The 13,096-nt window shown below is 74.1% G+C and carries 12 protein-coding genes; 3 read left to right on the forward strand and 9 right to left on the reverse strand.

All coding sequences use genetic code 11. The annotated features are described in order from the left end of the window. Nucleotides 1-36 precede the first annotated feature (36 nt). The 3 genes from ABT129_RS09920 to ABT129_RS09930 are packed head-to-tail and all read right to left on the reverse strand — an operon-like array spanning nt 37 to nt 3,085. A complete protein-coding gene (locus tag ABT129_RS09920; RefSeq protein ID WP_351898892.1) occupies nt 37-1,512 on the reverse strand; it encodes a bifunctional RNase H/acid phosphatase in 1,476 nt (491 codons plus the stop codon). After that, on the reverse strand, nt 1,512-2,255 hold the full coding sequence (locus tag ABT129_RS09925) for a zinc ribbon domain-containing protein (RefSeq protein ID WP_351898990.1): 744 nt from the start codon (nt 2,253-2,255) through the stop codon (nt 1,512-1,514). The genes ABT129_RS09920 and ABT129_RS09925 overlap by 1 nt, the downstream gene beginning before the upstream one ends. Next, nucleotides 2,252-3,085: a Nif3-like dinuclear metal center hexameric protein gene (locus tag ABT129_RS09930; RefSeq protein ID WP_351898895.1), complete on the reverse strand. Its 834-nt coding sequence runs from the start codon at nt 3,083-3,085 to the stop codon at nt 2,252-2,254. The genes ABT129_RS09925 and ABT129_RS09930 overlap by 4 nt, the downstream gene beginning before the upstream one ends. A gap of 423 nt (nt 3,086-3,508) precedes the next feature. Between ABT129_RS09930 and ABT129_RS09935 the strand changes: the two genes are divergently transcribed. Both ABT129_RS09935 and ABT129_RS09940 read left to right on the forward strand, forming a co-directional pair. Beyond that, the gene (locus ABT129_RS09935; RefSeq protein ID WP_351898897.1) at nt 3,509-4,675 is read left to right on the forward strand and encodes a hypothetical protein; all 1,167 of its coding nucleotides are present in this window, start codon (nt 3,509-3,511) and stop codon (nt 4,673-4,675) included. Between the two features lie 48 nt (nt 4,676-4,723). Further along, entirely contained in the window at nt 4,724-4,861 is a 138-nt protein-coding gene (locus ABT129_RS09940; RefSeq protein WP_351898899.1) for a hypothetical protein, read from the forward strand. Nucleotides 4,862-5,037: 176 nt separating this feature from the next. Here the strand turns inward: ABT129_RS09940 and ABT129_RS09945 are convergent, their stop codons facing one another. The 3 genes from ABT129_RS09945 to chsH3 are packed head-to-tail and all read right to left on the reverse strand — an operon-like array spanning nt 5,038 to nt 8,027. Continuing rightward, a complete protein-coding gene (locus tag ABT129_RS09945; RefSeq protein ID WP_351898901.1) occupies nt 5,038-6,012 on the reverse strand; it encodes a 3-oxoacyl-ACP reductase in 975 nt (324 codons plus the stop codon). 23 nt (nt 6,013-6,035) lie between these two features. Next, nucleotides 6,036-7,112: a Zn-dependent alcohol dehydrogenase gene (locus tag ABT129_RS09950; RefSeq protein ID WP_351898903.1), complete on the reverse strand. Its 1,077-nt coding sequence runs from the start codon at nt 7,110-7,112 to the stop codon at nt 6,036-6,038. Nucleotides 7,113-7,154: 42 nt separating this feature from the next. After that, complete coding sequence (gene chsH3, locus ABT129_RS09955; protein ID WP_351898906.1) at nt 7,155-8,027, reverse strand: enoyl-CoA hydratase ChsH3; 873 nt, start codon at nt 8,025-8,027, stop codon at nt 7,155-7,157. A 407-nt stretch (nt 8,028-8,434) separates the two neighbouring features. Between chsH3 and ABT129_RS09965 the strand changes: the two genes are divergently transcribed. Continuing rightward, nucleotides 8,435-9,040 carry a response regulator gene (locus ABT129_RS09965; RefSeq protein ID WP_351898908.1) on the forward strand — a complete coding sequence of 202 codons (606 nt, stop codon included), beginning with the start codon at nt 8,435-8,437 and terminating at the stop codon, nt 9,038-9,040. Nucleotides 9,041-9,049: 9 nt separating this feature from the next. On the opposite strand, the gene ABT129_RS09970 is transcribed toward ABT129_RS09965, so the two are convergent. The 3 genes from ABT129_RS09970 to ABT129_RS09980 form a co-directional block, all read right to left on the reverse strand. Then, entirely contained in the window at nt 9,050-10,360 is a 1,311-nt protein-coding gene (locus tag ABT129_RS09970) for a phospholipase D-like domain-containing protein (protein ID WP_351898911.1), read from the reverse strand. After that, nucleotides 10,357-11,832 carry an MFS transporter gene (locus ABT129_RS09975; RefSeq protein WP_502981700.1) on the reverse strand — a complete coding sequence of 492 codons (1,476 nt, stop codon included), beginning with the start codon at nt 11,830-11,832 and terminating at the stop codon, nt 10,357-10,359. The genes ABT129_RS09970 and ABT129_RS09975 overlap by 4 nt, the downstream gene beginning before the upstream one ends. A 71-nt stretch (nt 11,833-11,903) precedes the next feature. Next, nucleotides 11,904-13,094: a lipid-transfer protein gene (locus tag ABT129_RS09980; protein WP_351898915.1), complete on the reverse strand. Its 1,191-nt coding sequence runs from the start codon at nt 13,092-13,094 to the stop codon at nt 11,904-11,906. Between the last annotated feature and the right edge of the window lie 2 nt (nt 13,095-13,096).

Raw genomic sequence — 13,096 nt, forward strand, 5'->3', positions numbered from 1 at the left:
GCCGGGGCCTCGTGGGCGAGGGCCCGACGCCCTCGGCTACCGCAGGTGGGAGGTGTCGTTGAGGAGCCGTACGGACGCGTTGCCGTCTGCGTAGTACGCCACCGCCGAGATCGACGCCGCCGACAGCTCCATCCGGAACAGCGACTCCGGCGGGGCGCCGAGCGCGAGCCGGACCAGGGTCTTGATCGGCGTGACGTGGGTGACGAGGAGGACGGTCCGGCCCGCGTGGGCGGCGGCCAGGCGGTCCCGGGTCGAGGCGACCCGACGCGCGACGGTCGCGAAGCTCTCGCCCCCACCGGTCGGCGCGGCCTTCGGCGAGGCGAGCCAGGCGTCGAGGTCCTCGGGGTGGCGCTCCCGCACCTCGCCGAAGGTGAGCCCCTCCCAGGCGCCGAAGTCCGTCTCGCGCAGCCCCTGCTCGACGCGCACGTCGAGCCCGAGACGGGCGGCGACGGCGGCGGCGGTCTGGCGGCAGCGGGTGAGCGGCGAGCTGACGATCTCCTGGATCGTGCCGCGCGCGGCCAGCGCGACGGCGACGGCCTCGGCCTGCCGCAGCCCGGCCGCCGAGAGCTCGGGGTCGGTCCCCCCGCTCCCGGAGAACCGCTTCTCGGGGGTCAGCGCGGTCTCGCCGTGCCGCAGGAGTACGAAGGTGGCGGGCGCGCTCATGTCGGGCCCGCCGGACCAGCCCTGGCGGGGGGCGGTGGCCGGAGCGAAGGCACGCGCGGCGCTGTCGGTGGCGGTCACCACGGGCGCGGCGCTGTCGGTGGCGGTCACCACGGGCGCGGCCCCGGAGGACGCCACGTCGGCGGACCCGGCGGGCGCGTCGGCGGACCCGGTCGTGGTCGCGGTGACCTCGGTCGGCGCCGCGAGGCCGGCCGGTTCCGGGGCCCGGACCCCGGCCGTACCCGGCGCGCCCGTTCCGCCCGGCCGCGTCCCGAGCGCCGCGCGGGCTCGTGCCGCGCCCGCGGTCGCGTCGCCGGGCGGGCCCGACGGGGGCGGGGCGGCGGCGTTGCGGGCGGCGGAGGCGTCCAGGCCGGCCGTCGACGCGGACGGCTCCCACTGGCGGCCTCGCTTGCCCGCGTCCATCGCCTCGTTGGCGAGCCGGTCCGCGTGCTTGTTGCGCTCGCGCGGGATCCACTCGTAGCGGACCCGGCCCGCCGGGAACACCCGGCCCGCCTCGGCCGCCAGCGGCTTCATGTCCGGGTGCTTGATCTTCCAGCGGCCGGACATCTGCTCCACGACCAGCTTGGAGTCCATCCGGACGTGGACGGTGGCGTCGGGGAACAGCTCCCGCGCCACCTTCAGGCCCGCGACCAGGCCCTTGTACTCGGCGACGTTGTTCGTCGCCACGCCGATGTACTCGGCCGCCTCCGCGAGCGTCTCGCCGGTGACCGGATCCAGGACGACCGCCCCGTAGCCGGCGGGCCCCGGGTTGCCCCGGGAGCCCCCGTCGGCCTCGACGATCAGCTCACGCGGGGCCGCGGACGACCCGGACGCGGACGACGACATCGTCATTACAGGCCGGACTCCGACGTGCGGACCAGGATGCGGCGGCAGTTCTCGCAGCGCACGACCGTGTCACGGGCGGCGGCGCGGACGTCGTTCAGCTCGGTGATGTTGAGCTCGATGTGGCAGCCCTCGCACTTGCGCTGGTACAGCCGGGCCGCGCCGACGCCGCCCTGCTGCTCGCGCAGCTTCTCGTACAGCTTCAGGAGGTCCGCCGGGACGGAGCCCGCGACGAGCTCGCGCTCCTTCGTCACGGAGGCGGCCTCGGCGTCGAGCTCGCCCTCGGCGGCGTCGCGCCGGGCGGTCGCGTCGTCCGTCTTGGCCTGGACGGCCGTGACCCGCTCGGTCAGCTCGGCGAGGCGCTCCTGGACGGACTCGCGGCGCTCCATGACCTCCAGGACGATCTCCTCCAGGTCGCCCTGGCGCTTGGCGAGGGAGACGAGCTCGCGCTGGAGGTTCTCCAGGTCCTTCGGGGAGGAGACGGCGCCGGAGTCGAGGCGCTGCTGGTCGCGCACGGCCCGCTGGCGGACCTGGTCGACGTCCTGCTCGGCCTTGGTCTGCTCACGGCCGCAGTCGCTCTCCTCGGTCTGCGCGGCGACGAGCAGGTCGCGCAGCTGGGTGAGGTCCTTGGTCAGCGACTCGATCTCGGCGTGCTCGGGCAGCGACCGGCGCTTGTGCGCGAGCTGCTGGAGGCGGACGTCCAGCGACTGGACGTCGAGGAGGCGGATCTGGTCGGCGGGCGCGGCGTTCAGTTGGGGGCTCCAGGAGAGGTGTGGTGGGAGGACCAGGGGTCGGTGACCGTCTTCGAGACGTGGACGCGGAGGTCCCAGCCGTGACGGTCGGAGATCGCGTCGAGCTGGGCGGCGGCCTGCTCGCACCAGGGCCATTCGGTGGCCCAGTGGGCGGCGTCGACGAGGCCGAGCGGGCCGGCGGAGGTGTGCGCGGCCTGGGTGGCCTCGGAGACGGGGTGGTGGCGCAGGTCGGCGGTGAGGAAGGCGTCCACGCCCGCGGCCCGTACGGCGTCGAAGAGGCTGTCGCCCGAGCCGCCGCTGACGGCGACGCGGCGGACGGTCATGGTGGGGTCGCCGGCGACCCGGATGCCCTGCGCGGTGGCGGGCAGCCGCTTCGCGGCGCGCGCGGCGAACTCGGCGAGGGTCTCGGGGTGGTCCAGCTCGCAGATCCGGCCGAGGTTGTTCTCGGGCACGAGCGGGCCGGTGACCCGGAGGTCGAGCGCGCCGGCGAGGGCGTCGGAGACGCCGGGGTCGGCGGTGTCGGCGTTGGTGTGCGCGACGTGGAGGGCGATGTCGTGCTTGATGAGGGTGTGCACGACCCGGCCCTTGAAGTGGCCGGCCGCGACGGTCGTCGTCCCGCGGAGGTAGAGCGGGTGGTGGGTGACGATCAGGTCGGCGCCGAGGGCGATCGCCTCGTCGGCGATCTCCTGGACGGGGTCGACGGCGAAGAGCACGCGGGTGACCTGGGCGTCGGGGTCACCGCAGACGGTGCCGACGGCGTCCCACGACTCGGCCCGCTCGGGTGGCCAGAGGGCGTCGAGCGCGGCGATGACTTCAGACAGGCGGGGCACGAGGAAAGGCTACCTGTCCCCGGTGCCCCACGGTCCGGCCCGGTGCCCGACCCGACGCGGGCCCTGCCCCGGGGCACCGGCGGCGGGGTGCCCGGCCCGACGCGGGCGCGGTGCCGGCGGCGGGCCGTCCCCGCTTCCGGCGGCCGGCGCCCGGACCGCCGTGGTCGTCCCCCGCCCCGCCCGACGAGGGCTCCGACGGGGGCCCGACGGGACTCGGTGGGAGTCGACCGGGCGCCGGCCGGGCGGAGTACGAGACTCCGTTTAGGTTCGGCTTGCCTAACTCGTCTTCGGAAACTCCAGCACAACCGTCCCCCGCCCCTCAGCCGAAACGCCGCGGGGCCACCCTTATGTGTGAAGTGACCCTGCTCGTGTTGTTCGGCTGGAAGTGCGAAAACTAGCTTCGTGGCCGGAGGTGACGAGTCGATGACAGCGTGTGCCATCGAGACCACGGCCGAGGACGACGACCGCGACGGGGAGTGCCCCGGCGGCGACGCCTGGCCGACGGGGTTCACGATCACGGCGAACGGCGCGTACGCGGCCAGGCTCGCGGGCGCCGGGGACGCCCTGTACGTGGAGCGGTGGACCCTCGACGGGCCGGAGCCGTACGCCGTGCCGCTCCCCCTCGCCCAGCCGGAGGAGCCGGGCACCCAGGTGCTGCCGCTCGCCGACGGCCGGGTCCTGGTCGCCCGCCGCGTGGACGGGCGGCGGAACACGTTCTCGCTGCTCTACCCCACCGGCCCGGAGACCGGGGAGCTCCAGATCGGCGCCGTGGAGGCGCCCGGTTCCGAGCGCCTGGTGCTGCTCCCGCCCTCGCCGGACGGCATCTGCGCGTACGCGATGTGCGTCGGCCCCGACACGACCACGCTGTGGCTGGTCGCGGGCGGGGCCTTCGGCCCGGAGCAGGTGGCCGAGGTCAGGGGCGGCTGCGCGGGCGGGGTGTGGCTCGACCGTACGGGCCGGATGCTCGCGCTCGACCGGCGGCTCGGCGACGGGCCGGTGAAGGCGGTCGCCGTCGACCTGGAGCGCGGCGGGGAGGTGACGCCGCTGCTCCAGATCACCGAGGACAGCAACGACCGGCTGCTCCTCGCGGACCCGGACAGTGGTCTGCTCCTGATCCGTTCCGACGCTCCGGGGCGCGACCGGCTCGGCTGGGGCGTGCTCGGGAGTCTGCTGCCGGTGCGGTTCCCTGAGTGCCTGCGGCTCGACGACGCGGCCGTGACGCCGTTCGCCGTGCAGCCGGGGCAGGTGCTGATGCCGGAGACCTGCGCGGTGGCGCTGCGGATCGACGCGGCGGGGGGCAGCTGGGTGGGGACCTGGCGGCCCTCGGCCCGCCGGTTGGGCCAACTGGCCGGTCCCGTGGGCTGGCTGCCCGGGGCGGGCCTGTGGACGGCCGGGGGCGTGCTCCGGCTGCCGTACGCGACGGCCGGGGCGCCGTGCGGTCTGGCGGACGTGGAGCCGCCGGAGCCCGGACCCGAGCCCGCGCCCGGGGCGGCGGCGACGGCGGTCGCGGCGGTCGTCGAGGAGCCCCGGGTGTGCCGTCCGGTGCCACTTCAGCAGGCGCCTCTCACCGACGGGAAACCCGCTGGCTAGAATCTCGGGCTGCACAGCAGGACCGATGTCTACGGGGTGAGTTCGACCATGTCGGAAAACAGCACGGACGGGCAGGAGCCGAACGGCTCCGGCAAGCACCGCGGTGAGGCCTCGCCGACGGAGGACTCCGCGTCCTCCCCGCACGGCCGTCACCGTCGCGAGCCCGCCGACGCGCACGCCCGCTGAGGGCGACGAGGTACGCCCGTCGAGGGCGGTCGGGCCGGCCCGTGGGGTCGGACCGGCGAGAGGTACGGCGAAGGGCCCCGGGTCTCCCCGGGGCCCTTCGTCCTCCCCACCCGCCCCACCGGCAGAGCCGCACCCCGGCCGGGGGGGCGCCGTCACGGCCCCGTCCGGGCCCGGCCTCACCCCTTCTTGAGGCCGAGCACCTCCGAGGCCGCGAAGGTCTCGCCCGCCGGGCGGGACGCGTAGTGCGGGGTCAGCAGGCCGTCCAGTTCCTCGTACGTGAACGCCTCCTTCGCCGTGTCGAACTTGGCCGACACCCGCGGCCGGTCGACGACCGCCACCATCCCGCCGTGCACGACGAGCAGTTGGCCGTTGACCCCGGCCGCCGCCGGGGAGGCGAGGTAGCCGACGAGGGGTGCCACGTGGTCGGGGGACAGCGGGTCGAGGTCCCCCTCCCCCGGCTCCGAGAAGCCGGCGAAGACGTCCTCGGTCATCCGGGTCCTGGCCCGGGGGCAGATGGCGTTGGCCGTCACCCCGTACCGGGCGAGCGCGAGCGCCGTCGAGGTGGTCAGGCCCACGATGCCGCCCTTGGCCGCCGCGTAGTTGGGCTGACCGGCCGAACCGGCGAGGAAGGCCTCGGACGAGGTGTTGACGATCCGGCCGTAGACGCCGGTCTCCCCCGCCTTGGCGCGGCCCCGCCAGTGCACGGCGGCGAAGTGGGTGGTGTTGAAGTGGCCCTTGAGGTGGACCCGTATGACCGAGTCCCACTCGTCCTCGGTCATCGAGAACACCATCCGGTCGCGCAGGATGCCCGCGTTGTTGACCAGGATGTCCAGCGCGCCGAACTCGGCCACCGCCAGGTCGATCAAGCCCCGTGCCGTCTCGAAGTCGGCGACGTCGCCGAGGTGCGCGACCGCCCGGCCGCCCGCCGCGCGGATCTCCGCCACGACCTCCTCGGCGGGCGCGGCGGAGGCCGTGCCCGAGCCGTCGCGGCCGGGCTGCCCGTAGTCGTTGACGACGACGGCGGCGCCGAGCCGGGCCAGTTCCAGGGCCTCGGCACGGCCGAGCCCCCGCCCGGCTCCGGTGACGATCGCGCTCAGGCCCTCCAGCGGAAGGGCGCTCGTTCCCGGGGTGGTCGTTTCCGGGGTGGTCATGGCCGTCTCCCGTTCCTCTCGGGTCAGATCTCGATGCAGGTGCGGAGGGCGGCACCGGTGCGCATCTGCTCCAGCGCCTCGTTGATGCCCGCGAGCGGTACGCGATGGGTGATGAGCGACTCCAGGTCGATGCGGCCCGCCCGCCAGAGCGCGATGGCCCTCTCGTACGAGCGGAGCACGTCCCCGCCGCCGTACATGGAGGGCAGGATCCGCTTCTCGTCGAAGAACAGCTCGAACATGCTGAGCTGGAGGTGGTCGTCGAGGGCGCCCGCGCCGACGACGCAGAGGGTGCCGCCGCGGCGGGTCGTCTCGTACGCGGTGCGGGCGGTGGCGGACCTGCCGACGACCTCGAAGACGTAGTCGAAGCCCTCTCCGGCGGTGATCCGCTGCTTGGCGTCGGCGAGGGCGTCGGGGGCGACGGCCTCCGTAGCTCCGAAGCGCAGGGCCGCCTCGCGGCGCGACTCGACGGGGTCGACGGCGATGATCTGGGCGGCGCCCTGGAGCCTGGCGCCCTGGATCGCGGAGATGCCGACGCCTCCGCAGCCGATGACGGCGACCGACGAACCGGCCTCCACCTTGGCCGTGTTGATGGCCGCGCCGAGGCCGGTGGTGACGCCGCAGCCGATGAGGGCGGCGATGTCGAAGGGCACGTCGTCGGGGATCGGGACGGCGCAGCCGGCGTCGACGACGACCTCCTCGGTGAAGGTGCCGGTGCCGGCGAAGCCGAAGACGTCGCCGCCGGGGCGCTTGAAGTTGGGGGTGCCTGCGTTCATGAACCCGGCGAGGCAGAGCTGGGTCTGGCCGCGCTTGCAGGCGGGACAGCTGCCGCAGGCGGGCAGCCAGCAGAGCAGCACCCGCTGGCCCTGGTCGAGTCCGGTGACGCCGTCGCCGACGTCGAGGATCTCGCCGGCGCCCTCGTGGCCGGGGATGAAGGGGGCGGGCTGCGGGAGGACGCCGCTCATCGCGGAGACGTCCGAGTGGCAGAGGCCGGTGGCCCGGACCCGGATCCGCACCTTGCCGGGGCCGAATCCCACCGCCTCGACGTCGTCGAGGACCTCCAGTTTGTCCTGGCCGATCTCGTGCAGTACGGCTGCGCGCATGGTGCGGCTCCCTCCGGTGCGGATCCGACGGATCCCATGGGTCTACGAGTGTTCGACGACGGTGTCGGCGAGGACCGGGGCGTTCTCGCGCTCCACGGCCGACACCGCCACCTGGACGTGGCCGTCCCCGGTCCACATCCGGATGCGCAGGGTCTCGCCCGGGTAGACGACCCCGGCGAAGCGGGTGCGGTAGGCGCGGACGCGGGTGACGTCCCCGCCGAGCACCGTGTCCACCACCGCCTTGAGGGTCATCCCGTACGAGCAGAGCCCGTGCAGGATGGGCCGGTCGAATCCGGCGAGCGCGGCGAACTCGGGGTCGGCGTGGAGCGGGTTCCAGTCTCCGGAGAGCCGGTAGATCAGGGCCTGTTCCTCGCGGATCGGGCGGTCGGCCGTGGCGTCGGGTTCCCGGTCGGGGAGGGCGAGCCGCTCGGAGGGTCCCCGGTCGCCGCCCCAGCCGCCCTCCCCGCGGACGAAGATCTGGGCGTCGCTGGTCCAGAGCGGCCCTTCGGCGTCGGAGACCTCGGAGCGCAGGACGAGGACGGCGGCCTTGCCCTTGTCGTGGACGGCGGCGACACGGGAGGTGGAGACGGCGCGGCCGCCGGTGGGCACGGGGCGGTGGAGGGTGATCGACTGGCCGCCGTGCAGGACGGCGGTGAGGTCGATGTCGATGCCGGGGGCGGAGAGCCCGCCGACGACCCCCATGCCGGCGCCGGCGACGGTGGCGAAGCTGGGCAGGACGTGGAGCCGGGACTCCAGGGTGTAGCGGAGTTCGTCGGGGTCGGTGGCCGGGTTGGGCCTGCCCTGGTACGAGCCGGCGCCGAGGCCGAGGTGGTAGAGCTGGACGTCCTTGTGGTCCCAGGAGATCTCGGCGCTGCGGGGTTCGGCGGCGACGGCCTTGACGGGGTCGATGGGCATCGGGCTGCTGCTCCTCGTGGCGGGGAAGACCTCGGCGCGGCCGTCCGCACCGTCGGCCGCACCGAGGCCGTGCGGGGACCGTCCCGTGACGCGGCCGTTCTAGAACGCGTTCTAGGTCGGTGATCCCCATGTATAGCCGAGGCGGCAGGAGTTGGGAAGGCTCCCGGCAACCACGACCTGACGCTACGTCAGACATGGCGGCCGGGGCATCCGCCACCGCCGGGTCCGTGCGTCCGCGCGTCGCGGTCCGGCCGCCGACGCCCCGGGGAGCGGTTGCCGCGCCTGCGCGAGCGGGTCGCGGCCGCAGGCGGCACTCTTGACTCGGGACCGGCTCCGCGGGGCGGGTTCCGGGCCACCGCGGAGCCCCCCGTGGAGGCCCCCGGCCCGCACGAGGGGGAGCCGACGGAATGATCAGACTGCTGCTGGCGGAGGACCGGGGCACGATGCGCGGGGCGCTGGCCCTGCTCCTCGGCATGGAGCACGACATGGAGGTCGTGGCGCAGGTGGGGCGGGGTGACGAGATCGTGGACGCCGCCCTGCTGTCCCGGCCCGACGTGGCGCTGCTCGACATCGACCTGCCGGGGCGTTCGGGGCTCGACGCGGCGGCCGATCTGCGGACGGAGTCCCCGGAGTGCCGGGTGCTGATCCTCACGACCTCCGGCCGCCCCGGGTACCTCCGCCGCGCGATGGAGGCGGGCGCGGCGGGGTTCCTGGTGAAGGACGGGCCGGTGGAGGAGCTGGCGGAGGCGATCCGCCAGGCCCTCCGGGGCGAGACGGTCATCGACCCGGCGCTCGCGGCGGACGCGCCGGGCACCGGGCCGAACCCGTTGACGGCCCGTGAGCGGGACGCGCTGGCGGCCGCGGTGGACGGGGCGACGATCGCGGACGTCGCGAAGGCCCTGGACCTCCCGGAGCCGACGGTCCGCGACCACCTGTCGTCGGCCATCGGCAAGACGGGCACCCGCGACCGCGTGGAGGCGGTGCGGGAGGCCCGTCGGCAGGGGTGGCTGTAGGGCGGGGCGCTACAGGCCCTCGGTCTGCGCCGCCGTGCGCTGGGCCTCGAAGTTGCGGACGTACGCGTCGAAGACCGTCGGGTCCTGGTTGTCCTCGTACTTGAGGAGCGCCTCGTCGTTGTACCTGAGCGCGGTCAGCGTGTAGGTGTGGCTGCCGGTGAAGACGATCCGCTTGTCGACGCCGTTGAGGTACGTGCCCTCGATCAGCAGGTACTTGGTGTGGGAGTCGGTGCCGCCCCGGGCGTCGTTGTCGAGCTGGTGCAGGACGATGCGGCCCTTCCCGGTGGTGGGCCTGGTCAGCCAGTTGGCGACCTGTGAGGCGGGGACGCCGTCGGTCGGCCAGTTGTCGAGCGAGCGGTAGACGATCTCGACGTGGCAGCCCGCCTCGGCGAGTTCCCACAGCTGCCGGGCCACGTCGGTGCGGGTGATGTGGCCCTGGGCGACGCGGATCCTCGTACGGCCGTCGGAGGTGCCGAAGCCGGGCCCGTTGCCCGCGCAGGGGTGGGTGGTGCCCGTCGGTGCCACCGTCCTGAGGATGTTGACGACCGTGTCGGAGGCCGAGCGGGGGAAGAAGTAGACCTTGGCCCTGCCCGCCTGGGTGTCGTGCGCGTAGTCGGCGACCTGCGGCGTCTGCCCGATGGCGGCGGCGGCCTGATCGGTGAAGTACGAGCCGTACGCGTCGAACAGTTCCTTGTTGTCGGCGACCGTCAGGGCGTCGTTCCACCAGGAGTTGAGGTCCTGGCCCGTGAGGTTGCCGGAGGACTGCACGACGACGTCGTCGACCGCGACGGTGCCCTTGCCCTTGGTGCGGGAGAACAGGAAGAACTTGTTGTGGTTGACGTTGTCGTACCAGCCGTCGGGGTCAGCCGCCGTGGTCCCCGGGTCGAGGGCGAGACAGGCCTCCATGTTCTTGCAGCTCCGCACCCAGGAGTCGGCGGCCCCGGCCGCCGCCAGCTGGGTCCGCAGGCTGTCGGCCCCCGCGGACCTGCTGTCGTGGTCGAGGACGACCTGCACGGTGACGCCCCTGCGGTGGGCGGCGCCCAGCTTGTCGGCGAGGTACTGCGACTGGAACAGGTAGAGCGAGATCCGGATGGAGGAGCCCGGCTCGGCGCCGTCGACGAGGCCCGCGAGGTGGGAGAGGATCCGGTTCCGGGCGGCCGTGTCGGGGCTCGACGGCTCGTTGAAGACGGCGCCGGTGGTCACGGCCAGGACCGGCTCCGCGGAGGCCGAGGGCGCGACCAGCAGGGAGGCGCCGACGGCGAGCGCCGTGGCGGCCGTTCTGAACCTGTTCTTGATCGATATGTTCTTGATCGATTTCACCTGGGCATTGTCGCCTCCGGCGACCGGCGGCCGGCCGCCCTGGGGAGCCAGAGGAGCATCAGCACCGCCGCCGCGACCAGGACCGCCGTCGAGACCCGGAAGGCCATGGCGTACCCGGGGACCAGGGACGACGGGTCCGGGACGCCGGAGGGGACGGCCGCGGGGGTGGCCGCCGCCGCGACGGTGGAGAGGATCGCGAGGCCGAGGGCGCCGCCCATCGTCCGGGAGGTGTTGACCAGGCCCGAGACGAGTCCCGCGTCGCCCGGGGAGGCGCTGGAGGTGGCGAGGGCGGCGAGCGGGGTGGTCGCGAGGCCGATGCCGGCCATCATCAGGATGCCGGGGCCCAGGATCGTCCCCAGGAAGGTGCCGTCGGCCGTGAGCGCCGACTGCCAGGCGAAACCGGCGGCGGCGATGAGCGCGCCGAGGACGGCGAGGTTCCGGGCGCCGACCGCCGGCATCAGGTGCGGGGCCGCCTTGGAGCCCACGATGACGCTGAGGGAGCTGGGGACCAGGGCGAGACCCGCCTGGAGCGGGGTGTACGCGAGGACGCTCTGCGCGTAGTTCGTCATGAAGAACCACATGCCGAAGGAGGTCGAACCGCACAGCAGGATCGACACGTTGGCCGCCGTCACCGCCCGCGTCCGGAAGATCTTCAGCGGCATCAGCGGCTCCGCCGTGCGCGCCTCCACCACCACGAAGAGCGCCAGGAGGGCGAGGCCGCCGAGGAGGGTGAGCAGCGTCGCCGGGGCGGTCCAGCCCGCCTCCTCGGTCTGGACGATGCCGTACGCGAGGGTGGCGAGGCCCGCCGTGACGAGGACGGCGCCGGGCAGGTCGAGGCGGCGGCCCGCGGCGGCCCGGGACTCGCGGAGCCAGAGCAGCGCGCCCGCGAGGACCAGGACGCCGACGGGGACGTTGATGAGGAGGACCCAGCGCCAGGACAGCAGGTCGACCAGGACGCCGCCGACGAATCCGCCCGCCGCGCCGCCGGCCGCGCCGACCGCCGTCCAGGTGCCGATGGCCCTGGTGCGGGCGGCTCCGGCCGGGACGGCGCCGGTGACCAGGGTCAGGGTGGCGGGTGCGAGGACGGCGGCGCCGAGGCCCTGCACGGCGCGGGCGGCGACGAGCTGCCAGCCTTCCTGGGCGAGACCGCCGGCGACGGAGGCGGCGGTGAAGAGCCCGAGGCCGAGCAGGAACATCGCCTTGCGCCCGTAGAGGTCGGAGGCCCGGCCGCCGAGCAGCATGAAGCCCGCGAAGGCGATCGCGTAGGCGTTGAGCACCCATTGCAGACCGAGGGCCGAGAGTCCGAGCTCGCTGCGCATCGACGGCAGGGCCACGTTCACGACGGAGACGTCGAGAACGACGAGGAACTGGCCGGCGCAGGCGATCAGCACGACCGCCCACGGACGTGCCCTGGGTATCGGCGGGGTGGCGGAGGTGCTCGTGGCGGAGTCGGTCTGCGGCATGGATGTCATGGTCGCAGACCGATTCCGCCCCGTACATGGACCTACGGCCCCAGGACCTGGCGGGAATGGCCGGACCGGCCCTAGGACCTGCGCAGGAGCGTGACGACCGCCGCGCCGCCGAGCCCGATGTTGTGGGCGAGCCCGACCCGGGCCCCGGTCACCTGCCGCGCGCCCGCCTCGCCCCGGAGCTGCCAGACCAGTTCGGCCGCCTGGGCGAGGCCCGTCGCGCCCAGCGGGTGGCCCTTGGAGATCAGACCGCCGGAGGGGTTCACGACCCAGCGGCCGCCGTAGGTGGTGGCGCCGGACTCGACGAGTTTGCCGGAGGCGCCCTCCTCGCACATGCCGAGCGCCTCGTACGTGAGGAGTTCGTTGACGGAGAAGCAGTCGTGGAGCTCGATCACGTCGACGTCCTCGATGCCGAGCCCGGAGCGCTCGTACACCTGCCGGGCGGCGGCCCGGGACATCGGTCGGCCGACGGCGTCGATGCAGGAGCCGGAGGCGAAGGACTCCCCGGTGTCGGTGGTCATCGCCTGCGCGGCGATCTCCACCGCCCGGTCCCGCAGCCCGTGCGCGTCGACGAAGCGCTCGGAGACGACGAGGGCGGCCGCCGCGCCGTCCGAGGTGGGCGAGCACTGGAGCCTGGTGAGCGGCCGGTGGACGGTCTTCGCGGCGAGGATCTCGTCGACCGTGTAGACGTCCTGGAACTGGGCGTTGGGGTTGTTCGCCGAGTGCTGGTGGTTCTTGGCGCCGACCGCCGCGAGCTGCACCTCGGTCGTCCCGTACCGCTCCATGTGCTCGCGGGCCGCGTTGCCGAAGATCTGGGCGGTGGGCGGGGACATCTCGAAGCCGTGGGAGGCGGCCATGATGCCGTAGTGCCGGGCGACGGGCGAGGTGGCGAAGTCGCCGGCGCCCGAGCCGCCGCCGAGCGCTCCCCGCGTCATCTTCTCGAAGCCGACGGCGAGGACGCAGTCGGCGATGCCGCCCTCGACGAACTGGCGGGCGGTCATGAGGGCGGTGGAGCCGGTCGCGCAGTTGTTGTTGAGGTTGTAGACGGGGATGCCGGTCAGCCCGAGTTCGTAGACGGCGCGCTGTCCCGCGGTGGAGGCCTGGAAGCAGTAGCCGACGGCGGCCTGCTCCACGCGCGCGTAGGGGACGCCCGCGTCGGCGAGGGCCGCCGTGCCGGCCTCGCGGACCATGTCCCAGTACTGCCAGTCCCGGGTCTCCGGCTTCTCGAACCTGGTCATCCCGACGCCGACGACGTAGGCCTTCATGA

Origin of the sequence: Streptomyces sp. NPDC002057, assembly GCF_040296665.1 — a bacterium.
In the GTDB taxonomy this organism is placed as follows: domain Bacteria; phylum Actinomycetota; class Actinomycetes; order Streptomycetales; family Streptomycetaceae; genus Streptomyces.

Coding starts and splice junctions, on each gene's coding strand:
- ABT129_RS09940 (WP_351898899.1), top strand. CDS start 4,724: ATGTCGGAAAACAGCACGGACGGGCAGGAGCCGAACGGCTCCGGCAAG.
- ABT129_RS09980 (WP_351898915.1), bottom strand. CDS start 13,094: ATGAAGGCCTACGTCGTCGGCGTCGGGATGACCAGGTTCGAGAAGCCG.
- ABT129_RS09975 (WP_502981700.1), bottom strand. CDS start 11,832: ATGACATCCATGCCGCAGACCGACTCCGCCACGAGCACCTCCGCCACC.
- chsH3 (WP_351898906.1), bottom strand. CDS start 8,027: ATGCCCATCGACCCCGTCAAGGCCGTCGCCGCCGAACCCCGCAGCGCC.
- ABT129_RS09945 (WP_351898901.1), bottom strand. CDS start 6,012: ATGACCACCCCGGAAACGACCACCCCGGGAACGAGCGCCCTTCCGCTG.
- ABT129_RS09920 (WP_351898892.1), bottom strand. CDS start 1,512: ATGACGATGTCGTCGTCCGCGTCCGGGTCGTCCGCGGCCCCGCGTGAG.
- ABT129_RS09935 (WP_351898897.1), top strand. CDS start 3,509: ATGACAGCGTGTGCCATCGAGACCACGGCCGAGGACGACGACCGCGAC.
- ABT129_RS09950 (WP_351898903.1), bottom strand. CDS start 7,112: ATGCGCGCAGCCGTACTGCACGAGATCGGCCAGGACAAACTGGAGGTC.
- ABT129_RS09965 (WP_351898908.1), top strand. CDS start 8,435: ATGATCAGACTGCTGCTGGCGGAGGACCGGGGCACGATGCGCGGGGCG.